A 24,276-nucleotide genomic window follows, 5' to 3' on the forward strand; every position below is an offset into this window, starting at 1 on the left:
AGGTACGGCGGCCCGTCGAATCCGGACAGATCCCGCACGGCCCGGCCCCGAAGCGCGAGCTCCGCATCGAAGAGGCGGCGGTGGGTAAGGTCGGCCATGAGAGGTCTGCCGCGGGCCTCCGGCTGGGCAAGCCGCCCGACGACGACGGCGCCACCGCCCTCATGATCGAGTGGTACTGAGGCTCGATCGCGGACGGTCACGCCGCCGTCGGAACTCCGGCAGCCGCAGCCGTCGAATACGACACTCAGCCATTGAAGCGGTCCGGGTCGGGCCCGGTCCGCTCGTTACGGTTCAGCGCGGAGATCTCGCCGATGTCGCCTTCGCCGAGCTCGAAGTCGAAGAGGTCGAAGTTCTCCTCGATGCGCTTCTGAGTCACCGACTTGGGGAAGACGACGTCCCCGCGCTGGATGTGCCAGCGAAGGGTCACCTGGGCAGGCGTCTTGCCCACCCGATCCGCGATGCGCTTGATGGCAGGATCGTCGAGCACCTTGCCCTGCGCGATGGGCGACCATGCCTCGGTGACGATTTGGTGCTCGGCCCCGAACGCCCTGACGTCGTCCTGGGTGAGGTAGGGGTGCGCCTCGATCTGATTGACCACGGGCACCACCTCGCTGCCTTCAAGCAGGCGGCGCAGGTGGTGGGGCTGGAAGTTGGAGACCCCGATGGCCTTGGCGCGGCCGGAGCGGTAGATCTCCTCCAGAGCCTTCCACGTCTCCACGAAGTCGCCCTTGCCGGGCAGCGGCCAGTGGATGAGGAAGAGATCCAGGTAGTCGAAGCCGAACTCGTCCATGGTGCGGCCGAACGCCTGGAGGGCGTCATCGTGAGCATGGGCGCCGTTGTTGAGCTTGCTGGTCACGAAGACGTCGGCACGGTCGAGGCCGGAGTCCCGGACCGCCTGGCCGACCTCCTTCTCGTTGCCGTACATCTCCGCCGTGTCGATGTGCCGGTACCCGGCCTCCAGCGCGGCCAGGGTCGTCTCCCGGGTGTCCTCGGGCGGGATCTGGAAGGTGCCGAAGCCGAGTTGGGGGATCTGCACTGCGTTGTTGAGGGCGATGGCAGGCACTGCGGTCACAGTCACTCCTGGTGTCGTGTCGTCGGTTTCGAAGGGGCAGCGGATGCGCCGGCTGTTCCACGTTCGCTTTCGCCGCGGGACTGCTTACGGGCCGTTTCCGCCTGTTTCAATCCCCTGTGTGGCGCGAGTGTGGCCGGATCGCTCAGCCCGCGATGCCGTGCAGATCCGCGTCGGGGGGCAGGACCCGGACCAGCTTGCGGTTGACGAACTCCTGCATACCGAGCTTCGAGAGCTCCCGCCCGTAGCCGGACCGCTTGACGCCGCCGAACGGCAGGTCGGGCTGCGTCGAGGTCGGGTGGTTCACCCAGACCATGCCGGTCTCCACGCGCTCCGCCACTCGCCGGCCCCGCTCCACGTCCGCGCAGAACACAGATCCGCCGAGGCCGTACTGGCTGTCGTTGGCGAGGGCGATGGCCTCGTCCTCGTCGGCGACCCGGTAGATCACCGCGGCCGGCCCGAACAGTTCCTCGGCGTAGGCGCGCATCCCGGGCTTGACGCCGGTGATGATCGTCGGCTCGACGAAGGCGCCCGGACGGTCGATGCGGTGGCCGCCGGTGACCAGTTCCGCACCCTGCTCCACGGTCTCGCGGATCTGGTCGGCCAGACCCGACGCCGCCTGCTCCGAGGAGAGCGGCCCCAGGGTGGTCGCCTCGTCCGCGGGGTCGCCCGGCCTCAGCGCCTCGAACTCGCGGCGCATCCCGTCCACGAAGTCGTCGTAGACGTCCTCCAGCACGATGAACCGCTTGGCGGCCACGCAACTCTGGCCGGTGTTCGCCATCCGCCCGGCCACCGCGGCCCCGATGGTGCGTTCCAACCCCTCACGGTCGAGAACGATGAAGACATCGCTGCCGCCGAGCTCCAGCAGGGTGGGTTTCATGTTCCGTCCGGCCCGTTCCGCGACCCGGGCCCCTGCCCCCTCGCTGCCGGTCAGTGAGGCCCCACGGACGAGGGGGCTGTCGATGATGCGCGATATCTCGTCGTGGCTCACGAAGAGATTCGTGTAGACACCCTCGGGTGCCCCCGCGTCACGGAACAGTGACTCCAGAGCGAGAGCGGACTGCGGGCAGATACCCGCGTGTTTGACCAGCACGGTGTTGCCCAGCACCAAGTTCGGTCCCGCGAAACGGACGACCTGGTAGAGCGGGAAGTTCCACGGCATGACACCCAGCAGCACGCCGAGGGGCTCGTTGACGAGGTATGCCTCCCCCTCCTGCACATCGAGCGGCTCGGCGGCGGCGAATTCCGGCCCGTGCTGGGCGTAGTACTCCAGAATCGACGCGGCGAGATCCACCTCTCCGCGCGCCTCGGAGATGAGCTTCCCCATCTCCTGAGTGATGATCTGGGCCAGTTGCTCTTTCCGTTCCTTCATCAGCCCGGACGTGCGGCCGACGATCGCAGCACGTTCCGCGATTGGCCGCTTCCGCCATGCGTCAAAAGCATGACCTGCGGCTTCGAGCGCGGAGTCGACCTCTTCCCCTTCGATGACCGGGAACTCCGCGACCGTCTCCCCGGTATACGGATTCACGGTCGCAAAGGAACTCTTGTTCTGACCTGACATGGCATCTCCAGAACGGCGGGGCAGCGCGGATCGTTACCGCGCAGAGCGGGACATCGCATTCCGCTTCCCCTGCCGAGTACCCGACATCAGGATGAGCAAACAGCATATACAGCCCAAAAGGGACCAAGCCTTCTCGGTGCGGCGAGCGGCCGTTCACCGCCAGGTTTGCGCGGTCCGCTACCGAACGTGACCACTTGAACCGCCGCGCCTGCCTGCAGCCCCTCCTCCGGCACCGACTCGTACACGAAGCGTGCAAGCGACGCTGGGCCCGAAACCGCGTCCCACGCATCGCCGTAAGCGCCGCCCCTCGCGCACTCGCGGACGTGCAGGCCCGACCTGCACGAGGAGCCAGACGTGGGGGGGGATCGATCCGACCGCTCAAGATCGGGAATCACTGTCCGGCTTCCTCATCGCGAAGTCCGGGTCCGTCAGGTCGACTTCCTCCGGCTGGATTCGGTGATGCAGAGTGGAGCAGACGAATCGGGTGAGTGGGCGCGATCAGCGGATTTCATGGGCGACTCACGAGAAGAGGGATGTTTCAGTGATGGACACTTCTGGAAATACTTGCACTCTGAGCTCTCCCGAGGTGTCTCCGGTTTCGAACTCTACGACAAGTCGTGTCTCACCGTCTCCCTCCTGGACGCGGAGTAGGATCGCCCCTTCTCTAAACATATTCAACAGGACCTTGCCTGATGGCGTGCACCAGCGCACAGTTACCGACTGCCCAACCGCGTCGTACGAAAATGTCAAATCTTCACCAGTGACATCGACGAGATTTACGGTCGTCTGAGTCTCACCAGTGGTCTCTGGTTCGACCCCCAGTGCGTTGACGATCTCCTGTGGATCAGGTGTGACGAATTTAGATGGCAAGAAATTTCCTCCTGCCGCAGGTCAGTTACCTTTTCCCACCGGCTCAAGGATCGCGACGCACTCCACATGCGAAGTCATCGGAAACAGATCGAACGCCCGCAGCGTCCGCACCTTGTAACCGCCCTCCCGGAAGTACGCCAGGTCCCTCGCCAGCGCCGCCGGGTCGCAGGCCACGTAGGCGATGCGGCGCGCCCCCAGGCCGACCAGCTGCTTCACCGTGGCCTTGCCGGCTCCCGCGCGGGGCGGGTCCAGGACGATGAGGTCGCATTCCGTGATGCCCGTGCGGGGCAGGACCTGGTCGACCTTGCCGTGTTCGATGCGGACGCGGTCGAGGTCCTTGAGGTTGTGGCGGGCGTCCTCGACCGCGCGCTTACCGGACTCGATGCCGAGGACCGCGCCCTTTTCGCCGATGCGCTGGCCGATGGCGCCGGCGAAGAGGCCGACGCCGCAGTAGAGGTCGAGGGCGGTGTCGTTCTTGCGGGGCAGGAGGCCCTGCATGACGGCGCGGACGAGGGTGTCGGCAGCCTGGGGGTGCACCTGCCAGAAGCCGCCGGAGCCGACGCGGTAGGTGCGGTCGTCGGCGCGTTCGCGCACGAAGCCGCGGCCGTGGACGCGGTGGACGCCGCCGTCGCGCTCGTCGACGCGGAGGACCGAGACGGGCTTGTCGAGCTCGACCAGGGGGAGGCGGCCGCCCGTGCGGGGGGTGAGGATGACCTGGCGGTCGTGGGAGCCGGTGGCGGAGATGGCCTCGACCGTGGCCATCTGGGGCCAGTCCTGCTTCTCGACGCCGAGCTCGGAGACGCCGGGCGCGGCGATCATGCAGTGGTCGATGATCTCGATGTCGTGCGAGCGGTGCTTGCGCAGGCCGACGCGGCCGTCCTCGTCGATGGCGTACTGGACGCGGGTGCGCCAGGCGGGCACCTCGCCCGCCGGGAGCTTGTCGCCCTCGGCCGGCATGACCGTGCCGTCCCAGCCCGCTTCCTCGGGGGTGAGGCCCGCGAGGCGCTGGAGCTGCTCCGCGATGACCTCGCCCTTGAGACGGCGCTGGGCGCCCGGCTTGGCGTGCTGCCAGTCGCAGCCGCCGCACTTGCCGGGGCCGGCGAACGGGCAGGGGGCCTTCACGCGGTCCTTGGACGCCTCGATGATCCGTACGGCGTCCGCGCGCAGGAAGCGCGAGTCGCTGTCGCCGTCGGTGACCTGGGCGACGATCTTCTCGCCGGGCAGGGTGTGGCGTACGAACAGGACCCGGCCCTCGTCCGTCCGTGCGATGCAGTGGCCGCCGTGCGCGACCGGGCCGACCTCGACCTCGTACTCCCGCCCGATGAGCGATTCCGGCTGCGTCTCCCCGGTCTGCGGCGACGTCGATTCGTTCTGCATGAGGGGCGGGCTCCAGGGGAAGGGGGGCGGCCGGCGGCCGGACAACAACCTACGAGTCTACGTGGGTCTCGTCCGGCCGCCGACCACCGGCGGTTTTCCCGTCTCAGCCCTTCGGTGCCGGGTCCTTGGGCTTGCGTTCCACCGGGCCGCGGCGCACCGAGCCGGGGGCGATCCAGTCCGCGCGCCTGCGTGCGCGCTTCTTGGCCACCTCCGAGGACTCCAGCTGGTACGGGACCGAGGTGACCATCACACCGGGGGTGAAGAGCAGCCGGCCCTTGAGCCGCAGGGCGCTCTGGTTGTGCAGCAGGTGCTCGTACCAGTGGCCGACGACGTACTCCGGGATGTAGACGCTCACCACGTCGCGCGGGCTCTCCCGGCGCAGGCCCTTGACGTACTCGATGACCGGGCGGGTCACCTCGCGGTAGGGCGAGTCGAGGATCTTCAGCGGTACGTTGATGCCGCGCCGCTCCCAGTCCTCCCGGAGGGCCTTCGTCTCGTCCGGGTCCACGCTGATGGAGAGCGCCTCCAGGTGGTCCGTGCGGATGAGCTTGGCGTAGGCGAGCGCGCGCAGGGTGGGGCGGTGGAGCTTGGAGACCAGGACGATCGAGTGGACCCGCGAGGGGCGGATGCTCTCGTCGGGCGCGGTGTCGTCGGCGGCGATCTCCTCGGCGACCCGGTCGTAGTGCTTACGGATCGCGGTCATCGTGCCGAAGAAGATCACCATGCCGAGCAGCGCGACCCAGGCGCCGTGGGTGAACTTGGTGGCGAGGACGACGACGAGCACCAGGCCGGTGAAGAAGGCGCCGAAGGTGTTGATCGCGCGGGAGCGGACCATGTGGCGGCGCTTGGCCTGGTCCCGCTCCACGCGCAGGTGCCGGTTCCAGTGCCGGACCATGCCGGTCTGGCTGAGCGTGAAGGAGACGAACACGCCGACGATGTACAGCTGGATCAGCCGGGTCGAGTCGGCGCCGTAGATGACGACCAGCAGGATCGCGGCGCCGGCCAGCAGCACGATGCCGTTGGAGAAGGCGAGCCGGTCGCCGCGGGTGTGCAGCTGGCGGGGCAGGTAGCGGTCCTGGGCCAGGATCGAGCCGAGCAGCGGGAAGCCGTTGTACGCGGTGTTGGCGGCCAGGAAGAGGACGAGGGCGGTGGCGGCGGCGAGGATCACGAAGAAGAACGTGCCTTCGCCGAAGACCGCGGCCGCGACCTGGGAGATGACCGGGTCCTGGACGAAGCCGGAGCCGACCGGGGAGCCGTTGCTGACCAGGTCCCTCGCCGGGTTCTCGGCCATCTTCACGTCGGTGGCCATGGCCAGCCCGATGATGCCGCAGAACATGGTGACGGCGAGCAGGCCCATCATCGCCAGCGTGGTCGCGGCGTTCTTGCTCTTGGGCTTGCGGAACGCGGGCACACCGTTGCTGATCGCCTCGACGCCGGTGAGCGCCGCACAGCCGGAGGAGAACGCGCGCAGCAGCAGGAAGACGAGGGCGAAGCCGGCCAGGCCCTGATGCTCGGCCCTGATGGTGTACCCGGCGGTCGGGGCCCGCATGGTGTCGCCGAGGACCAGGCCGCGGAAGGCACCCCAGATGATCATGATGAAGACGCCGGTCACGAAGAGGTACGTGGGGATGGCGAAGAGCTTGCCGGACTCCTTGACGCCGCGCAGGTTCATCAGGGTCAGCAGCACGATGGCGGCGACCGCGCACGCCGTCTTGTGCTCGACGACGAAAGGGATCGCCGAGCCGAGGTTCTCCACCCCGGACGCGATCGACACGGCGACGGTCAGGACGTAGTCGACCAGCAGCGCGCTGGCCACGGTCAGACCGGCCTTGGGTCCGAGGTTGGTGGTGGCGACCTCGTAGTCGCCGCCGCCGCTGGGGTAGGCGTGCACGTTCTGCCGGTAGGAGGCGACGACCGTGAACATCAGGACCACGACCGCGACCGCGATCCAGGGGCTGAAGTGGTAGGCCGACACACCCGCGATGGACAGCACGAGGAGGACTTCTCCGGGTGCGTACGCCACCGAGGACAGCGGGTCGGATGCGAAGACGGGGAGTGCGATGCGCTTGGGGAGGAGCGTCTCCCCCAGCTTGTCGCTGCGTAGGGCCCGTCCGATCAGAATCCGTTTGGGCACGTCGGTCAGTTTGGACACGCTGGGATCGTAAGGGTTCCGTATGGGCCCCGCCCCCGCACCACTCGCGTGGCCCGCCAATCTCCTGCACTCGGCCGGGAAGGGCGCGAAATCCTTAACGTAATCCTTGCACCGCGGGCCCGTCCGCAGCTCGTCCACCGCCCCGGGACGGCCTCCGGGGAGGGCTTTCGCGCGCCCCCGCGTGCCTCGCCCTCGCCCCGGCCGCACCGCGGTGAGCACACTCGGATGAGGCAACGCAACCGGCGCGGCATAAGCTCGTATCCGGGCGACGGGACACACCGTTGCCCCGTTGTTTGCCCGGCCAGCCGAGGAAAGAGTGTGAGCAGGGTGTTTTCGCAGGTCAGCCGGACGACCAGGACTGCGAGGTAGGCGCAAGGTGCACATCGTCATCATGGGCTGCGGGCGAGTGGGAGCCGCTCTCGCGCAGACCCTGGAGCAGCAGGGGCACACGGTCGCCGTCATCGACCAGGACCCCACGGCGTTCCGACGCCTGGGCTCCGGGTTCGGCGGACGTCGCGTCACCGGGGTCGGTTTCGACCAGGACACCCTGCGTGAGGCGGGGATCGAGGAGGCCGGGGCGTTCGCCGCGGTGAGCAGCGGCGACAACTCCAACATCATCGCGGCCCGGGTGGCGCGCGAGATGTTCGGCATCGACAACGTCGCGGCCAGGATCTACGACCCCCGGCGGGCCGAGGTGTACCAGCGTCTGGGCATCCCGACGGTCGCGACCGTGCGCTGGACCGCGGACCAGATGCTGCGCCGGCTGCTGCCCTCGGGCGCGGAGCCGCTGTGGCGCGATCCGAGCGGCGGTGTGCAGCTCGCGGAGGTGCACACCACGCCGTCCTGGATCGGCCACAAGATCAGCACGCTGCAGGAGGAGACGGGCGTGCGTGTCGCCTTCCTCACCCGGTTGGGCGAGGCCATTCTGCCGTCGTCGCAGACGGTGCTCCAGGAGGGCGACCTCGTCCACGTGATGATGCGTACGGACGAGATCGCGAAGGTCGAGGCGGCGTTCGCCGAGGGCCCTGAGGAGGGCGGTCACTGATGCGTGTCGCGATTGCCGGGGCCGGTGCGGTGGGTCGTTCCATCGCGGGCGAGCTGCTGGAGAACGGGCACGAGGTGCTGCTCGTCGACAAGGCGCCGACCGCCATTTCGGTGGAGCGGGTGCCGATGGCCGAGTGGCTGCTGGCGGACGCCTGTGAGATCACGTCGCTGGACGAGGCGGCGCTGCAGCGCTGCAACGTCGTGATCGCGGCGACCGGTGACGACAAGGTGAACCTGGTCGTCTCGCTGCTCGCCAAGACGGAGTACGGCGTGCCGCGGGTCGTCGCCCGGGTGAACAACCCGAAGAACGAGTGGCTGTTCAACGAGTCGTGGGGTGTCGATGTGGCGGTCTCCACGCCGCGCCTGATGTCGGCGCTGGTCGAGGAGGCGGTGAGTGTCGGCGATCTGGTCCGGCTGCTGCGCTTCAGTCACGGCGACGCGAACCTGGTGGAGCTGACGCTGCCGCCGGAGTCGGCGCTGGCCGGTACGCAGGTCGGGGAGGTCGCCTGGCCGGAGGACACCTCGCTGGTGACGATCATCCGTGGTCAGCGGGTGCTGACGCCGAGCGCGGAGGAGAGCCTGGAGGCCGGTGACGAGCTGCTGTTCGTGGCCGCGCAGGCGCGCGAGGAGCAGCTGGAGGATCTGCTGTCGGTGCGCCGGGGCGACGCGGAGAAGTAAGAGGTGGCACAGCACGTGGGAGGGGCCTGTCACCGGCGGTGACAGGCCCCTCCCACGTCGTTCAGAACTCCTGGCCCGGGGCCGCTTCGGCGGCGGCCGCTTCCTTGCGGGCCTTCTCGGCCTGTTCCTCGGCCTCCATCTCGGCGAAGACGTCGATGGGCGGCGGTGCCTTGGCGAGGAACACCCAGGTGAGGTAGACCGCCAGCAGGAACGGCGGGATCTTCAGGGCGACCAGCACCCAGCCGAACTGGGTGGTGTCGCCCCACCAGTACAGCGGGAAGAGGATCGCGCACTTGGCGAGCAGGATCAGACCCCAGGCGTAGCTGGCCTTGGCGTAGGCCTTCTTGCGTCCGGGGTTACGGGTGCGCCAGGAGAGGTTCTCCTTGAAGACCGGGCCCAGGATGAGGCCGATCAGCGGGAGGCCGGCGACGGTGCTGACCAGGTACGCCAGGGCCAGGCCCAGCGTGTAGAGCATGCCCGGGAGGTAGAAGTCCTTGGCGTTGCCTGTCATCTTGGCGAAGACCACACCGAAGGCCACACCGAAGACACCGCTGAAGGCGTGCTTGACGGTGTCCTTGCGGATCAGCCGGACGGCCACGAGCGCCAGCGACACCGCGACGGCCGCGACGGCCGAGTTGGTCAGGCTCTTGTCGATGGTGAAGATCGTGACGAAGAGCAGCCCCGGCAGGACTGTCTCCACCATGCCCCTCACGCCGCCGAAGGCCTCGAAGAGCGCGGCTTCGGTGACCGCCCTGGCGTCGGCCTCCTGCTGGTCGGTGGTGCGGTCCGTGTCGGACGTCGGCTTGTCGAGAGACGTCACCGGCTACTCCTTGCCGAGCGGTCGGAGTTCGTATTTGGGGTTGAACAGCACCCGGCGGCCGTGGCTCATGGCGATCCGGCCGGAGGCGATGAGCTTGCGGCCCGGCTCTATGCCCACGATGGAGCGGCGGCCGAGCCAGACCACGTCGAGCGGTGCGGTGCCGTCGAAGAGCTCCGCCTCCAGGGCGGGCACTCCGGCGCGCGGCCGCAGGGTGACCGTCCGCAAGGTACCAGTGACCTTCACGATCTGGCGGTCGGTGCATTCGGAGATCCGGGTGCACCCCGACGCCTGCGAGTCCTCCGCCAGCTCCTCCCGCTCCAGGTCCTCCTGGGAGCTGGAAAGCCGGTCGAGCATCCGCCGGAAGCGCCCGGACGGCCGGTCGGCCTTGTGGGGCTTCTCGAATCGAGGAACAGCACTCATACCCGAAGGGTACCGGTCCTGCGAGGTCATGGCGGGTGGCCGCCGTCTCACTCGAACGGAGGACGCGGACGCGCCCGGCCGCCGGTTTCAGGCACGTTCGAAGCGGTAACCCATGCCGGGTTCGGTGACGAAGTGGCGGGGGTGGGAGGGGTCTGCCTCCAGCTTGCGCCTCAGCTGGGCCATGTAGACGCGCAGGTAGTTGGTCTCGGTGCCGTACGACGGTCCCCAGACCTCCTGGAGCAGCCGGCGCTGGCTGACGAGCCGGCCGCCGTTGCGGACCAGGACCTCCAGCAGGTGCCACTCGGTGGGTGTGAGCCGCACGTCGCGCCCCTCGCGGTGGACCTTCTTGGCGGCGAGGTCGACGGTGAAGCCCTCGGTCTCCACGATGACGACCTCGTCGCCGCCGTCCTGGCCCACGGGCTCGGCCCGGCGCACCGCCGCCCGCAGCCGGGCCAGCAGCTCGTCCATGCCGAACGGCTTGGTCACGTAGTCGTCCGCGCCCGCGTCCAGCGCCTCGACCTTCTCGTCGGAGGTGTGGCGGGCCGAGAGCACCAGGATCGGGACCCGGGTCCAGCCGCGCAGGCCCCTGATCACGTCGACGCCGTCCATGTCGGGCAGCCCGAGGTCCAGGACGACGACGTCGGGGTGACGGGCGGCGGCGAGCTGGAGGGCGGTGGCCCCGTCGGGCGCGGCGTCCACCTCGTACCTGCGCGCCTTCAGGTTGATCACGAGGGCGCGTACGATCTGCGGCTCGTCGTCGACCACAAGCACCCGGGTCATCGCGGTCCTGCCTTTCTGCTGTACGTACGTCCGCGGAGCGCTCCGCGGATCATGAGGTGACCCGCGCGGGCGGGCCGGGGGCGGCGGGGGCGTGGCCGGGGGCCGCCTGGAGGGTCAGGACCATGGTGAGGCCGCCGCCGGGGGTGTCCTCGGCGTCGAGCGTGCCGCCCATGGACTCGGCGAATCCGCGGGCCACCGCGAGGCCGAGGCCCACTCCGGCGCCGCGCGGGGCGTCGCCGTAGCGCTGGAAGGGTTCGAAGATGCGCTCCTTGCCCTCGTCGGGGACGCCGCGTCCGCGGTCGGCGACCCGGAGTTCGACGCGGGCGCCGAGCGCGCTGGCCGCGACGGTGACGCGGTCGCCGTCGGGGCTGTACTTGACGGCGTTCTCGACGATGTTGGCGACGGCCCGCTCCAGGAGCCCGGGGTCGACGGCGACCATGGGCAGCGTCTCGGGGATGTCCAGCTCGACGCTGTCCTCGGGGACGCCGCCCAGGGCCATGGGCACCACCTCGTCCAGGTCGATCTCCCGGATCAGCGGGGTGACGGTGCCGGTCTGGAGGCGTGACATGTCGAGGAGGTTGCCGACGAGGTGGTCGAGGCGGTCGGCGCCGGCCTCGATGCCTTCGAGGAATTCCGCCTCGTCGTCGTCGGACCAGGCGACGTCGTCGGAGCGCAGGGAGCTGACGGCGGCCTTGATGGCGGCGAGCGGGGTGCGCAGGTCGTGGCTGACTGCGGCCAGCAGCGCGGTCCTGATGCGGTTGCCCTCGGCGAGCCTGCGGGCCTCCTCCGCCTCGTCGACCAGGCGCTGACGGTCCAGGACGACGGCGGCCTGGGCGGCGAAGGCGCCGAGCACCCGGCGGTCCTCGGCGGGCAGCACCCGGCCGGACAGGGCCAGGGCCATGTGGTCGCCGACGGGCATGTCCACGTCGGCGTCCTCCGGGCGGGCGACCGGTGCCGGGCCCACACTTCCGGCGCACGTCCACGGGTCGACGTCGCTCCGCCGCTCCAGCAGGGCGACGGACCCCATGGCGAAGGTCTCGCGGACCCGGTCCAGGAGGGCGGCCAGCGTGGTCTCGCCGCGCAGCACGCTGCCGGCCAGGAAGGACAGGATCTCGGATTCCGCGCGCAGCCGGGCGGCCTGGTGGGTGCGGCGGGCCGCGAGGTCCACGACGGAGGCCACCGCGACCGCCACCGCGAAGAAGATCACGATGGCGACGAAGTTCTCGGGGTCCTGGACGGTGAGGGTGTGGGTGGGCGGGGTGAACCAGTAGTTCAGCAGCAGTGAGCCGGCGGCGGCCGCGGCGAGGGCGGGCAGCAGTCCGCCGATCAGAGCGGCGGCGACGGTCATGAAGAGGAAGAGCAGGACGTCGTTGGCGAGCCCGGGCCCGCTCTCCAGGCCCTTGAGGAGCACGGCGAGGAGGACCGGCCCGCCGACGCCGACCCCCCAGCCCCAGATGATGCGGGCCCGGCCGAGCCGGGCGCCGCGGGCGATGGGCAGGCCCCGGCCCTTGGCGACCTCGTCGTGGGTGACGATGTGGACGTCGAGGTCGGGGCCGGACTCGCGGGCGACGGTGGCGCCGACGCCGGGTCCGTAGATGTACTGCCAGGTCTTGCGGCGGCTGGAGCCGAGGACGATCTGTGTGGCGTTGACGCCCCGGGCGAATGCGAGGAGCGCGGAGGGTATGTCGTCGCCGATGACGTGGTGGAAGGTGCCGCCCAGGTCCTCGACCAGGGTGCGCTGGACGGCCAGCTCCTTGGGCGAGGCCGAGGTCAGTCCGTCGCTGCGGGCGATGTAGACGGCGAGGATCTCGCTGCCCGAGCCCTTGGCCGCCATCCGGGAGGCGCGGCGGATGAGGGTGCGGCCCTCGGGGCCTCCGGTGAGGCCGACGACGATGCGTTCGCGGGCCTGCCAGGTGGTGCGGATGTTGTGCTCGCCCCGGTACTGCTGGAGGTATTCGTCCACCCGGTCGGCGACCCAGAGGAGGGCCAGCTCGCGCAGGGCGGTGAGGTTGCCGGGGCGGAAGTAGTTGGACAGGGAGGCGTCGATCCGGTCCGGTTTGTAGATGTTGCCGTGCGCCATGCGGCGGCGCAGGGCCTGGGGCGACATGTCGACCAGTTCCAGCTGGTCGGCCCGGCGGACCACCTCGTCGGGCACGGTCTCGCGCTGGCGTACGCGGGTTATGGACTCGACCACGTCGCCGAGGGATTCCAGGTGCTGGATGTTGACGGTGGAGACCACGTCGATGCCGGCCTGGAGAAGCTCCTCGACGTCCTGCCAGCGCTTGGCGTTGCGGGAGCCCGGCACGTTGGTGTGGGCGAGCTCGTCCACCAGGGCGACGGCCGGGGCCCGCTCCAGGACGGCGTCGACGTCCATCTCGGTGAAGAGGGCCGCGCGGTGCTCGATCTCGCGGCGCGGGACCTCTTCGAGGCCGTTCAGCATGACCTCGGTGCGGGGGCGGTCGTGGTGCTCGACGAAGCCGATGACGCAGTCGGTGCCCCGCTCGACACGTCGGTGCGCCTCGGCGAGCATCGCGTACGTCTTGCCGACGCCCGGTGCCGCACCGAGGTAGATCCGAAGTTTGCCGCGCGCCATGGCCCCATTGTCTTCCGAAACCGGCGGCTGCCTGCGTGGCAGCCGTTGTCGAAACTACCTCGTGAATTTCCGGCATATCGGGCGGGGGTGGGGAGGTGGTCGGAATTGACGCAACCCTGATACGGCCTGCCCCGGCCGTCAGTGCTCGATGATGTGCCCGTCGCTGAGCTCCAGCACGCGGTCGGCGAGCCCGAGCAGCTGGGCGTCATGGGTGGCGACGAGCGCGGTGACGCCCTCGCTGTGCACGACGGCCCGCAGCAGCTCCATCACCGCGAGGCCGGTCTCGGCGTCGAGCTGCCCGGTCGGCTCGTCGGCGATCAGCAGGGCGGGCCGGTTGGCCAGCGCGCGGGCGATCGCCACCCGCTGCTGCTGGCCGCCGGAGAGTTCGCCGGGGCGCTGGGCGGCGTGGTCGGCGAGGCCGACCAGGGACAGCAGCAGCGACACCCGCTCCTCGCGCTCCTTCGGATCGGCCTTGCGCAGCCGCATCGGGACGCCGACGTTCTCCGCCGCCGTCAGGATCGGGATCAGGCCGAACGACTGGAAGATGAAGCCGATGCGGTCGCGGCGCAGTTCGAGGAGGCCGTTCTCGCCGAGCGAGGAGAGGTCGGTGCCGCCGACGGTGATCCGGCCGCTGTCGGGGCTGTCGAGCCCGCCGACGAGGTTGAGCAGGGTCGTCTTGCCGGAGCCCGAGCGCCCCTTGAGGGCGACGAGTTCGCCGCGCGGCACGTCGAAGGAGACGCCGCGCAGCGCGTGTACGGCTCCGGCGCCGGAGCCGTAGGAGCGGTGCAGGTCCTCGATGCGGACCATGGGGTCCTCGGCGACGGCCGTGCCGCCTCCCCCGCCGGTGCGCGTGTCGGCGGTGTTCTCGGTCATGTCGCTCCCCCGTGGGTCCTCGGTCTGTCGGCCGCCAGTATGTGCAGGTGGCACGGGACCGGGCAATGCCCGGGTGCGGCAGCGGCGGCCGGACCCGGGCACGGTGTACCCGTCAGCGCGTCGCCGCGTCGTCCACCAGGTGCCGCAGCGCGAGGTTGAGCCGGAGGACGTTGACGCGGGGTTCGCCGACGAAGCCGAGGACGCGGCCGTCGGTGTGCTGCTCGACCAGCTCCGCGACCCGGCCGGCGGCGAGGTGGTTGCGTGCGGCGACGCGGCGGACCTGGAGGTGCGCGTATGCCGGGGAGATGTCGGGGTCGAGTCCGGAGCCGGACGAGGTGACGGCGTCGGCGGGCACCCGGTCGGGCCGGACCGGGTGGCCGGGGACCGAGTTGTCCCTGATGACGGCGGCCTTGGCGGCGGTGACCTGGTCGATGAGGTCCGCGTTGTCGCCGGAGAGGTTGGTCGCGCCGGACAGGAGCAGCGTGTACCGGGTGTTGACGCTGTTGGTGCCGAGCCCCCGGGAGGGGCGCGGCTGGAACCACCTGAGGTCGGGGCCCGGGCTCTTGTCGCCCTCCTCGGCCGGCAGGTCGTAGCGCTGGCCGATGAGCGCCGAGCCCACCACCTCGCCGTCGGCGGTGATCTCGGAGCCGTTGGCGCGGCCGGGCATGAGCGCCTGGGCGACGCCGGTGACGGCGAGCGGGTAGAGAACGCCGCACACCAGGGTGAGGGCGAGCAGGGCGCGCAGGGCGGCCCGGAGCTGCCGGACGGGGTTGCGTACGGGTTGGTTCATGGCGGGTCAGCCGATCCCGGGGACGAGGGAGAGGAGCAGGTCGATGATCTTGATGCCGGCGAACGGGGCGATCAGTCCGCCGATGCCGTAGACGGCGAGGTTGCGCCGGAGCATGGACGCGGCGCCGCCGGGGCGGTAGCGGACGCCCCTGAGGGCGAGTGGGACGAGTGCGACGATGATCAGCGCGTTGAAGATCACGGCGGCGAGGATCGCGGACCGGGGCGACGACAGGTCCATGATGTTGAGCCGGTCCAGGCCCGGGTAGGCCGCCGCGAACATCGCGGGGATGATCGCGAAGTACTTCGCGACGTCGTTGGCGAGGGAGAACGTGGTCAGCGCGCCGCGGGTGATCAGCAGTTGCTTGCCGATCTCCACGATCTCGATCAGCTTGGTCGGGTCGGAGTCCAGGTCCACCATGTTCCCGGCCTCCTTGGCGGCCGAGGTGCCGGTGTTCATGGCCACGCCGACATCGGCCTGGGCGAGCGCCGGGGCGTCGTTGGTGCCGTCGCCGGTCATCGCGACGAGTCCGCCGCCGGCCTGTTCCCGCTTGATGAGGGCCATCTTGTCCTCGGGCGTGGCCTCGGCGAGGAAGTCGTCGACGCCCGCCTCCTGGGCGATGGCCTTCGCGGTCAGCGGGTTGTCGCCGGTGATCATGACCGTCCGGATGCCCATCCGGCGCAGTTCGGCGAACCGTTCGGGCATGCCCTCCTTGACGACGTTCTTGAGGTGGACGACGCCCAGGACCCGGGCGCCGCGCTCGTCCTCCGCGGCCACCAGGAGCGGGGTGCCGCCCGCGCGGGCGATGCGGTCGGTGAGCACACGGGCCTCGTCCGGGACGCTGCCGCCGCGCTCCTCCACCCAGGCGAGGACCGATCCGGCGGCCCCCTTGCGGACCCTGCGCCCTTCGGTGTCCACGCCCGACATCCGGGTGCGGGCGGTGAAGGCGACCCAGGTGGCACCGGGCAGCTCGCCCACGTGGCGTTCGCGCAGCCCGTACCGCTCCTTGGCGAGGACGACCACCGACCGGCCCTCGGGCGTCTCGTCGGCCAGCGAGGCGAGCTGGGCGGCGTCCGCCAGCTCGGCCCCGGTGACCCCGGGCAGGGGCAGCAGGTCGGTGGCCCGGCGGTTGCCGAGGGTGATGGTGCCGGTCTTGTCGAGCAGCAGCGTCGAGACGTCGCCCGCCGCCTCGACGGCCCGCCCGGACATGGCGAGGACGTTGCGCTGGACGAGCCGGTCCATGCCCGCGATGCCGATCGCGGAGAGCAACGCGCCGATGGTGGTCGGGATCAGGCAGACCAGCAGGGCGGTCAGCACGATCATGGACTGCTCGCTGCCCGCGTGGACGGCGAAGGGCTGGAGGGTGACGACGGCGAGCAGGAAGACGACGGTGAGGGACGCCAGGAGGATGTTCAGGGCGATCTCGTTGGGTGTCTTCTGCCGGGCGGCGCCCTCGACCAGGGCGATCATCCGGTCGATGAACGTCTCGCCGGGCCTGGTGGTGATCCTGACGACGATCCGGTCGGAGAGCACCTTCGTACCGCCGGTGACCGCGCTGCGGTCGCCGCCCGACTCGCGGATGACGGGGGCCGACTCGCCGGTGATCGCGGACTCGTCGACGCCGGCCACGCCCTCGACGACGTCTCCGTCGCCCGGGACGATGTCGCCCGCCTCGCAGACCACCAGGTCGCCGACGCACAGGTCGGTGCCCGCGACCCGCTTCTCGTGCGCCCCGGTCAGCCGGCGGGCGACGGTGTCCGTCTTCGCCCGCCGCAGGGTGTCGGCCTGGGCCTTGCCGCGGCCCTCGGCGACCGCCTCCGCCAGGTTGGCGAAGACCGTCGTGAGCCACAGCCAGCCGGTGATCGCCCAGCCGAACCAGTCGCCCGGGTTGCGCGCGGCGAGCACGGTGGTGAGGACGGAACCGGTCAGCACCACGAACATGACCGGTGTTCCGGCCATCGCCCGCGGGTCGAGCTTGCGCAGCGCGACGGGGAGCGCGGCGGTCAGGGTCTTCGGGGCGAACAGTCCGGCGCCGGCACTCCGCTGCGGCGCGGTTGCGGGCATCGGGCCCTCCTGTCTCGTGCGGATGGTCATGACGCCAGTCCCTCGGCGAGCGGGCCCAGGGCGAGGGCCGGGAAGTAGGTCAGGCCGGCGATGATCACGACGGTGGCGGCCAGCAATCCGCTGAACAGCGGTGTGTGCGTGGCGAGGGTGCCGGCGGTCGCGGGTACGGGCCGCTGCTCGGCCAGCGATCCGGCCAGGGCCAGGACGAACACCATGGGCAGGAACCGGCCCAGCAGCATCGCGAGCCCGATCGTGGTGTTGAACCACGGGGTGTCCGCGTCCAGGCCGGCGAAGGCCGAGCCGTTGTTGTTGGCGCCGGAGGTGTACGCGTACAGGACCTCGGAGAAGCCGTGTGCGCCGGTGTTGGTCATCGAGGCGGGCGGGGTGGGCAGCGCCATGGCGGCGGCGGTGAAGCCGAGCACCAGGGCGGGGGTGATCAGGAGGTAGCAGGCGGCGAGCTTGATCTCGCGGGCGCCGATCTTCTTGCCGAGGTATTCGGGCGTGCGGCCGACCATCAGCCCGGCGACGAACACCGCGATGACCGCCATGATCAGCATCCCGTAGAGACCGGAGCCGACGCCTCCGGGTGCGATCTCGCCGAGCTACATGCCGAGCAGGGTGATGCCGCCGCCGAGGCCGGTGAACGAGGAGTGGAAGGAGTTCACCGCGCCGGTCGAGGTGAGCGTGGTGGCCACCGCGAACAGGGACGAGCCCCCGACGCCGAACCGGGTCTCCTTGCCCTCCGTCGCCCCGCCCGCGATCTCGAAGGCGGGCCCGTGGTGGGCGAACTCGGTCCACATCATCAGCGCGGTGAAGCCGATCCAGAAGACGAGGGTCGTCGCGAGGATCGCGTACCCCTGCCGGACCGAGCCGGTCATGCGGCCGAAGGTGCGGGTCAGGGCGAACGGGATGACGAGGATCAGGAAGATCTCGAACAGGTTGGACAGGCCGTTGGGGTTCTCGAAGGGGTGGGCCGCGTTGGCGTTGAAGTACCCGCCGCCGTTGGTGCCCAGCTCCTTGATGGCCTCCTGGGAGGCGACCGCGCCGCCGTTCCACTGCTGCGGCCCGCCGATGAACCGGCCGACCTCGTGGATGCCGGAGAAGTTCTGGATGGCCCCGCAGGCGACCAGCACGAGCGCGCCGGCGACCGAGAGGGGGAGCAGGATGCGCACGGTGCCGCGCACGAGGTCGGCCCAGAAGTTGCCGAGCTCCCCGGTGCGGGTGGCGGCGAAACCTCGTACGAGGGCCACGGCGACGGCCATGCCGACGGCGGCGGAGACGAAGTTCTGCACCGCGAGGCCGCCCGTCTGCACGACGTGGCCCATGGCCTGCTCACCGGCGTACGACTGCCAGTTGGTGTTCGCGACGAACGAGGCGGCCGTGTTGAACGCCTGGTCCGGGCTGATCGAGGAGAAGCCGAGCGAGCCGGGCAGGGCGCCCTGGAGCCGTTGCAGCAGATACAGGAAGAGGAAGGAGGGCGAGAACGAGGTAGCCCAGCAGGGCGGCGGCCACGACGAGGCCGGCCACGTCTTCCGCGGTCACAGCCTCGCCACCCCCTTGGCGACGAGTGCCACCAGCGCGAAGACCGCGATCGTGGTGACGACGAAGGCCAGATCGGCCATCGGATGCTCCTGGATGAGGTGTCGATGGATCGGACCCCTTGAGCAAACCGCCCGTCGGCACCGCTGTGACCTGCGTTGATGCCTTCCTTACGGGGACGGGCACCGCCTTGACGGCGCCTGTACGCCCCCGATACCCGCCCCGTACGCGCCGGGCCCACGCAAAAGCCGGTGGGCCGCACCCCGGGAAGGGGTACGGCCCACCGGCCGGTGTCCGCGGGTGCGGGTCAGCGCACCTCGGTGATCTCGGGGCCGCGCTGGAGCTGGCCCATGCCACCGGAGAACTTCGAGCCCTCCTGCTCCTCCTGCTGGACGCCCTCGGGGACCATCTGGGCGTCGTTGGGGAGCTTGAGGACGATCGGGTCGCGCGGGGCCATCGGGCCCTCGCCGCGGACGACCACGGTGTCCCGGAAGACCGTCTCCAGGAGCCCGGCGGCCTCCGGCTGGACGGCGCCCTGGCCGGAGATCACTCCGCGCAGGAACCAGCGCGGGCCGTCGACACCGACGAAGCGCACCATCTGCACGCCGTTCGTCCCGTCGGGGAGCTGTACGGGGACCTGCGCGCGCAGCTCCCAGCCAAGCGGGCCCTCGACCTCGTCGATGATGCCGCCCTGCTGGGTGATGCCGGAGGCGATCTCCTCGCGGACCTCGCCCCAGATGCCCTCCTTCTTGGGGGCGGCGAAGGCCTGGAGCTGGATCGCGCTGTCGCGCAGCACGACGGTGGCCGCGACGATCGCGTCACCCGCGACCTCTACGCGCAGCTCCATGCCCTCGACGCCGGGCACGAAGATGCCGCCCAGGTCGACCCGGCCCTCGCCGGGCTGGGGCGCCTCGCTGATGTCCCACGGGCCGTCCGGGCGCGGCGCCGGCGGAAGGTTCGTCCGGCGCGATCCGCCCTCGGCGTCACCCTGCTCGTCGACGACCTGCTCGGCCTCGCGCGCTTCGTCCGCCGTGTCATCGGCGGAACCACTGTTCTTGCGACGTCCGAACACGTCACTGTCCTTCCCGGTCGGATTCGACCGAAGCGTAGCTGTTCCCGCCCTGGGGAATCCCGCCCCGGACGCCATCAACATCAACGGCGGCATGGCCGCCGGTGGACCCGAAGCCCCCTTCGGCCCGCGCCGATCCGGGAAGCTCCGACACTTCGTGGAAGCGCACCTTCTCGACCTGCTGCACGACCAGTTGGGCAATCCGGTCGAACCGCTCGAACCGCACGGACTCGCGCGGGTCGAGATTGATGACGATCACCTTGATCTCTCCACGGTACCCGGCATCGACCGTCCCCGGGGCATTCACGAGGGCTACTCCGCAGCGTGCGGCGAGGCCGGATCGTGGGTGCACGAACGCGGCGTACCCGTCCGGCAGGGCGATCGAAACCCCGGTGGGCAGAACGGCCCGCTCGCCCGGCGCCAGCTCGGCCGCCTCGGTCGTCACGAGGTCGGCCCCGGCGTCTCCGGGGTGCCCGTACGCCGGAAGGGGAACGTCCGGGTCGACCCGGCGGATCAGGACGTCGACGGGGTGGCGCATCAGGGGTTCACCTCGAAGGCACGGGCCCGCTTGACCTGGTCGGGGTCGGCCATCGCGGCCTGGATCTCGGCCGGCCGGCCGTTCTCGATGAAGTGGTCGACCTTGACCTCGATGAACAGGGCCTCGGCGCGTACCGCCACGGGCCCGTCCGGGCCGCCGATCCGGCCGGTCGCCCGGGAGTAGATCTTGCGGCCGTGCACGGCGGTGATCTCGGCGTCGAGGAACAGCACGGTGTCGACGGGGACGGGGCGCACGAAGTCGGTCTCCAGCCGTCCGGTCACCGCGATCACCCGCAGCATCCAGTTCAGCGAGCCGAGGGTCTCGTCCAGCGCGGTGGCCAGCACGCCACCGTGCGCCAGGCCCGGGGCGCCCTGGTGGGCGGCCTTCACGGTGAACTCTGCGGTCACGCAGACACCCTCGCCGGCCCGTGCCTGGAGGTGCAGTCCGTGCGGCTGTCCGCCGCCGCAGCCGAAACAGTGCTCGTAGTGCGCGCCGAGGAGTTCGCCGGGGGCCGGGGCGTCGGGGTGCCGGACCGGTTTCACCGCGTCGGCCGGGGGCGTCAGAGCCGCAGATGTTCCACTCACAGGCGCAGACCTTACCCGCGCGGGTACCCGCTGGTCGCGCCGTGCCAAGCTTGGGGCCATGCAGCCTTCCACCCCGCCCTTCGACGAACGTCTCACCGCTCCCCGTTCGTGGTGGCTGATCGCCGTCCTGATCGGCATCGCGTGCGCGCTGATGCTGCTGCCCCTGGGCACCCTGCCGCTGCTCGCCGGTCTGGCGGGCGGCACGGTCCTCTCGGCGGTCGCGGTCAGCTCCTACGGCTCCGCCCGCATCCGGGTGGTGGCGGGCGCGCTCGTCGCCGGTGACGCGCGTATCCCGGTCTCGGCGCTCGGCCGGGCCGAGGCGCTGGACGCCGAGGAGGCGCGCGCCTGGCGCTCGCACAAGGCGGACATGCGGGCCTTCATGCTGCTGCGCAGCTACATCCCGACGGCGGTGCGCGTGGAGGTCACAGATCCCGAGGACCCGACCCCGTACGTCTATCTGTCGACCCGCGACCCGCAGGCACTGGTGGCCGCGCTGAACGCGGCGGTCCGGGCGTAACCCGGCTAAGGGCTGTCCGGCCCCGACCCGTCGGACAGGTCCTGGTCCGCGGCCGGCCGCTCGTGGGGCGGCTGTTCCAGCGGGGGCAGTTCGGGGAGGCGGTCCCAGGGGACCTGCTTCTTGCGCAGGTCCTTCCTGATGTGCTCGGCGAGCTTCCTGGTGTCGCGCCGGTTCCTCATCGCGCCGACCGTGGCGCCGATCATGAACGGGATGAGGTTCGGCAGGTTGCGCACGGTGCGCTTCATGATCTGCCGGCGCAGCTCGCGCTTCATGTGACCGCCCAGCGCCGAGTCGACCGTGGTCGGCTGCAGGACGTCGATGCCGCGTTCCTCCGTCCAGGAGGTGAGGTAAGCCGTGGATCGCCGGCCGACGCCGCCCGGTGGCCGCAGGCCGTACACCTCGTGCAGCTCGGCGACGAGCTTCATCTCGATCGCGGCGACGCCGGTGACCTCCGCGGCCAGCTCGGCGAACATGGCGGGCGGTACGGGCATCATGGCCGCCGCGCCGATACCGGCGCCGACGGTGGCGGTCGCACGGCTCGCGCCGGCGACGAGCCGGTCGGCGATCTCCTCCGGCCCGAGGCCGGGAAAGTGGTTGCGCAGCGTGGCGAGGTCGCGCACAGGGACGCGGGGAGCGATGGCGATGATCAGGTCCGCGATATGACCGATCGTGGCCCTGGCGCTCTCCCCGCCCTTGCGTACGCCCCGTTTCACTGCGTTCAGACGGCCTGCCCCGGTCACGGGCTCCGTCCTGTCGACCTGTTCGGCCCCATCGGCCGTGTCGACTCCGGCAGCCGCCCGGACTTCCTCGGCTGCCACTTCCGCTGCTTCGAGCGAGGCCGCCAGGCCCCGCTCGTCGTCCTGTCCGTCCGGTGAGGGTGGCAGGGCGGACCGCTCGGCAGGCGCTGTCGCGCCTCCTGCCGGGCCTGTACCGCCCTGTTGCGCCTCCGACGACTTCTTGCCCCAGGGGCGCCGCTTACGGAAGGGTGTGTCCCCTGCCACGGCCGACCGACCTCAGTCGCAGTCGCGGCAGATCGGCTGGCCGTTCTTCTCGCGGGCCAGCTGACTGCGGTGGTGGACGAGGAAGCAGCTCATGCAGGTGAACTCATCGGCCTGCTTGGGCAGGACCCGTACGGCCAGCTCCTCGTTGGACAGGTCTGCGCCGGGCAGCTCCAGTCCTTCTGCCGCGTCGAACTCGTCGACGTCGACGGCGGATGCCGTCTTGTCGCTCCGGCGCGCCTTCAGCTCTTCAAGGCTGTCCTGATCGACGTCGTCGTCGGTCTTGCGTGGGGTGTCGTAATCCGTTGCCATGTCGCTCTCCCCCTCTGGGTGTCTGCGGGTGTCTCAGCGCACGTAACGCGTGAGAGGCCGGACTTGTGCCCGACCTGAGGCGGAGATTTTGCCTCACATCAAGGTCTGTTACTCAATCGACACCCAAAAGGACCGCTCGAGAGTGATCGGCTTGGGTGGCGATGGGGACCGTACACGGTCCCGGTGGCGGCCTTTGCAGGCGCCACCCCGTGTACTTCCCGTGATGTCACCCCCCGAAAACCCGGCGTTTCGCCGGTTTTCCGGTGGGTTCCCTGGTCACGGAGTGTGGGCAGGGCGTTATTCGCTTCTGTGATCGATCACACATGGTCTCTCCGGGATCAGGTCCCGAAAATTCCGCTCAAAGCGAACAAAAAATAATCGGTGTTCGAACGGCTCGTCCCGCCGGTCAGACGGGCAGTGAGACACGCATCACAAGACCACCGCCTTCGCGGGGCTCGGCGATGATACGGCCTCCGTGGGCGCGCGCGACGGACCGCGCGATCGACAGACCGAGCCCGACCCCCTTGTCGCTGCCCGTGCGCTCGGTACGCAGCCGCCTGAAGGGCTCGAAGAGGTTGTCGATCTCGTAGGCGGGGACCACGGGGCCCGTGTTCGAGACGATCAGCACCGCCTGCCCCGGCAGGAGCTCCGTGCTGACCTGCACCCAGCCGTCCTCCGCCACGTTGTAGCGCACGGCGTTCTGTACGAGGTTGAGCGCGATGCGCTCCAGCAGGACGCCGTTGCCCTGGACGACGGCCGGAGACAGCTCCACGCGCATCTCCACGCCCTTCGCCTCCGCCTCCCCGCGCGCCTGGTCAACTGCGCGCGAGGCGACCTCGGCGAGGTCAACCGGTTTGCGCTCGACGATCTGGTTGTCGCTGCGGGCCAGCAGCAGCAGGCCCTCGACCAGCTGCTCACTGCGCTCGTTGGTGGCCAGCAGGGTCTTGCCGAGCTGCTGGAGCTCGGGCGGCGCCTGCGGATCGGAGAGGTGGACCTCCAGCAGGGTGCGGTTGATCGCGAGCGGGGTGCGCAGCTCGTGCGAGGCGTTCCCCACGAACCGCTGCTGCGCGGTGAAGGCCCGCTCCAGGCGGTCCAGCATGTCGTCGAAGGTGTCGGACAGCTCCTTGAGCTCGTCGTCCGGGCCGTCCAGCTCGATGCGCCTGGACAGGTCCGTACCGGCCACCCGGCGGGCGATGCGGGTGATCCGGCCCAGTGGCGAGAGCACACGTCCCGCCATCGCGTAACCGAAGGCGAAGGCGATGACGCTCAGACCGACCAGGGCCAGCAGCGACCGGTTGAGCAGCGTGTCGAGTGCCTGCTGCCGCTGGTGGTTGACGCAGGTGTTCATGGCGGCGTTGAAGGTCTCGGCCGACGCCTTCTCCGGCAGGTTGCAGATGTCGCTGGTGACCTGCCCGTTGGCGATCTTGAACGGCAGCTCGCTGCCCACGTGCATGGCCTGCGCGGCCAGCATGTAGATGATCGACAGCAGGAGAATGCCGGCGATCAGGAACATGCCGCCGTACAGCAGGGTGAGCCGTATCCGGATGGTCGGTCGCAGCCAGGGGTACGGGGGCTCCTGCTGTTTGGGCTCCCAGGTGGGTTTGGGGGGCGCCGCCATGGGCGGCGGGACG

At 70.2% G+C, this 24,276-nt stretch carries 21 protein-coding genes and 2 pseudogenes; 3 read left to right on the top strand and 20 right to left on the bottom strand.

All coding sequences use genetic code 11. The annotated features are described in order from the left end of the window. Positions 1–244: 244 nt before the first annotated feature. The 5 genes from E6P78_RS21370 to E6P78_RS21390 all read right to left on the bottom strand — a co-directional run bounded on the left by E6P78_RS21370 (position 245) and on the right by E6P78_RS21390 (position 7,029). On the bottom strand, positions 245–1,072 hold the full coding sequence (locus E6P78_RS21370) for an aldo/keto reductase (protein ID WP_136205244.1): 828 nt from the start codon (positions 1,070–1,072) through the stop codon (positions 245–247). A gap of 142 nt (positions 1,073–1,214) precedes the next feature. Beyond that, positions 1,215–2,630, bottom strand: coding sequence for an NAD-dependent succinate-semialdehyde dehydrogenase (locus tag E6P78_RS21375; RefSeq protein WP_136205245.1), 1,416 nt, complete (start codon positions 2,628–2,630; stop codon positions 1,215–1,217). Positions 2,631–3,149: 519 nt separating this feature from the next. Continuing rightward, positions 3,150–3,500, bottom strand: a complete 351-nt coding sequence (locus tag E6P78_RS21380; RefSeq protein WP_136205246.1) for a hypothetical protein — start codon at positions 3,498–3,500, stop codon at positions 3,150–3,152. A 21-nt stretch (positions 3,501–3,521) separates the two neighbouring features. Then, positions 3,522–4,877 (bottom strand): class I SAM-dependent RNA methyltransferase, encoded by a 1,356-nt coding sequence (locus E6P78_RS21385; RefSeq protein ID WP_136205247.1) that lies wholly within the window; start codon positions 4,875–4,877, stop codon positions 3,522–3,524. A gap of 103 nt (positions 4,878–4,980) precedes the next feature. After that, positions 4,981–7,029, bottom strand: a complete 2,049-nt coding sequence (locus E6P78_RS21390; protein WP_136205248.1) for an APC family permease — start codon at positions 7,027–7,029, stop codon at positions 4,981–4,983. Between the two features lie 376 nt (positions 7,030–7,405). Between E6P78_RS21390 and E6P78_RS21395 the strand changes: the two genes are divergently transcribed. After that, entirely contained in the window at positions 7,406–8,074 is a 669-nt protein-coding gene (locus tag E6P78_RS21395) for a TrkA family potassium uptake protein (RefSeq protein ID WP_018551451.1), read from the top strand. Further along, complete coding sequence (locus E6P78_RS21400) at positions 8,074–8,751, top strand: TrkA family potassium uptake protein (RefSeq protein WP_136205249.1); 678 nt, start codon at positions 8,074–8,076, stop codon at positions 8,749–8,751. Before E6P78_RS21395 ends, E6P78_RS21400 begins: the two co-directional genes overlap by 1 nt. Before the next feature lie 61 nt (positions 8,752–8,812). Here E6P78_RS21400 and E6P78_RS21405 read toward each other — a convergent pair whose 3' ends face one another. From E6P78_RS21405 to E6P78_RS21460, 12 genes and pseudogenes are all read right to left on the bottom strand, one after another. Further along, the gene (locus E6P78_RS21405) at positions 8,813–9,571 is read right to left on the bottom strand and encodes a DUF3159 domain-containing protein (RefSeq protein WP_136205250.1); all 759 of its coding nucleotides are present in this window, start codon (positions 9,569–9,571) and stop codon (positions 8,813–8,815) included. Between the two features lie 3 nt (positions 9,572–9,574). After that, positions 9,575–9,991: an OB-fold nucleic acid binding domain-containing protein gene (locus E6P78_RS21410; RefSeq protein ID WP_136205251.1), complete on the bottom strand. Its 417-nt coding sequence runs from the start codon at positions 9,989–9,991 to the stop codon at positions 9,575–9,577. 87 nt (positions 9,992–10,078) lie between these two features. Continuing rightward, on the bottom strand, positions 10,079–10,771 hold the full coding sequence (locus tag E6P78_RS21415; RefSeq protein WP_136205252.1) for a response regulator: 693 nt from the start codon (positions 10,769–10,771) through the stop codon (positions 10,079–10,081). A gap of 49 nt (positions 10,772–10,820) precedes the next feature. Continuing rightward, positions 10,821–13,364 carry an ATP-binding protein gene (locus E6P78_RS21420; RefSeq protein ID WP_136205253.1) on the bottom strand — a complete coding sequence of 848 codons (2,544 nt, stop codon included), beginning with the start codon at positions 13,362–13,364 and terminating at the stop codon, positions 10,821–10,823. Between the two features lie 138 nt (positions 13,365–13,502). Then, entirely contained in the window at positions 13,503–14,237 is a 735-nt protein-coding gene (locus tag E6P78_RS21425) for an ABC transporter ATP-binding protein (protein ID WP_136205254.1), read from the bottom strand. A gap of 112 nt (positions 14,238–14,349) precedes the next feature. After that, positions 14,350–15,027 (bottom strand): potassium-transporting ATPase subunit C, encoded by a 678-nt coding sequence (locus tag E6P78_RS21430; RefSeq protein ID WP_136205255.1) that lies wholly within the window; start codon positions 15,025–15,027, stop codon positions 14,350–14,352. A gap of 6 nt (positions 15,028–15,033) precedes the next feature. Beyond that, positions 15,034–17,088 (bottom strand): potassium-transporting ATPase subunit KdpB, encoded by a 2,055-nt coding sequence (kdpB, locus tag E6P78_RS21435; RefSeq protein WP_136205256.1) that lies wholly within the window; start codon positions 17,086–17,088, stop codon positions 15,034–15,036. Between the two features lie 26 nt (positions 17,089–17,114). Further along, a pseudogene (gene kdpA, locus E6P78_RS21440) lies at positions 17,115–18,557 on the bottom strand (potassium-transporting ATPase subunit KdpA); the annotation flags it as partial. Between the two features lies 1 nt (position 18,558). Next, a pseudogene (locus E6P78_RS21445) lies at positions 18,559–18,630 on the bottom strand (K(+)-transporting ATPase subunit F); the annotation flags it as partial. A 304-nt stretch (positions 18,631–18,934) separates the two neighbouring features. After that, complete coding sequence (locus E6P78_RS21450) at positions 18,935–19,699, bottom strand: DUF3710 domain-containing protein (protein ID WP_136205257.1); 765 nt, start codon at positions 19,697–19,699, stop codon at positions 18,935–18,937. Between the two features lies 1 nt (position 19,700). After that, a complete protein-coding gene (gene dut, locus E6P78_RS21455) occupies positions 19,701–20,234 on the bottom strand; it encodes a dUTP diphosphatase (protein WP_136205258.1) in 534 nt (177 codons plus the stop codon). Then, positions 20,234–20,818 (bottom strand): PaaI family thioesterase, encoded by a 585-nt coding sequence (locus tag E6P78_RS21460; protein WP_136205259.1) that lies wholly within the window; start codon positions 20,816–20,818, stop codon positions 20,234–20,236. Before E6P78_RS21460 ends, dut begins: the two co-directional genes overlap by 1 nt. A gap of 58 nt (positions 20,819–20,876) precedes the next feature. On the opposite strand from E6P78_RS21460, the gene E6P78_RS21465 reads away from it, so the two are divergent. Continuing rightward, positions 20,877–21,335, top strand: coding sequence for a DUF3093 domain-containing protein (locus E6P78_RS21465; protein ID WP_136205260.1), 459 nt, complete (start codon positions 20,877–20,879; stop codon positions 21,333–21,335). A 5-nt stretch (positions 21,336–21,340) separates the two neighbouring features. Here E6P78_RS21465 and E6P78_RS21470 read toward each other — a convergent pair whose 3' ends face one another. The 3 genes from E6P78_RS21470 to E6P78_RS21480 form a co-directional block, all read right to left on the bottom strand. After that, on the bottom strand, positions 21,341–22,336 hold the full coding sequence (locus tag E6P78_RS21470) for a hypothetical protein (protein WP_136205261.1): 996 nt from the start codon (positions 22,334–22,336) through the stop codon (positions 21,341–21,343). 12 nt (positions 22,337–22,348) lie between these two features. Next, positions 22,349–22,645, bottom strand: coding sequence for a DUF4193 domain-containing protein (locus E6P78_RS21475; RefSeq protein ID WP_003965732.1), 297 nt, complete (start codon positions 22,643–22,645; stop codon positions 22,349–22,351). A 406-nt stretch (positions 22,646–23,051) separates the two neighbouring features. Next, the gene (locus tag E6P78_RS21480) at positions 23,052–24,263 is read right to left on the bottom strand and encodes a HAMP domain-containing sensor histidine kinase (RefSeq protein ID WP_136205262.1); all 1,212 of its coding nucleotides are present in this window, start codon (positions 24,261–24,263) and stop codon (positions 23,052–23,054) included. Positions 24,264–24,276: the final 13 nt, after the last annotated feature.

Source organism: Streptomyces sp. A0958 (assembly GCF_004795035.1).
In the GTDB taxonomy this organism is placed as follows: Bacteria; Actinomycetota; Actinomycetes; order Streptomycetales; family Streptomycetaceae; genus Streptomyces.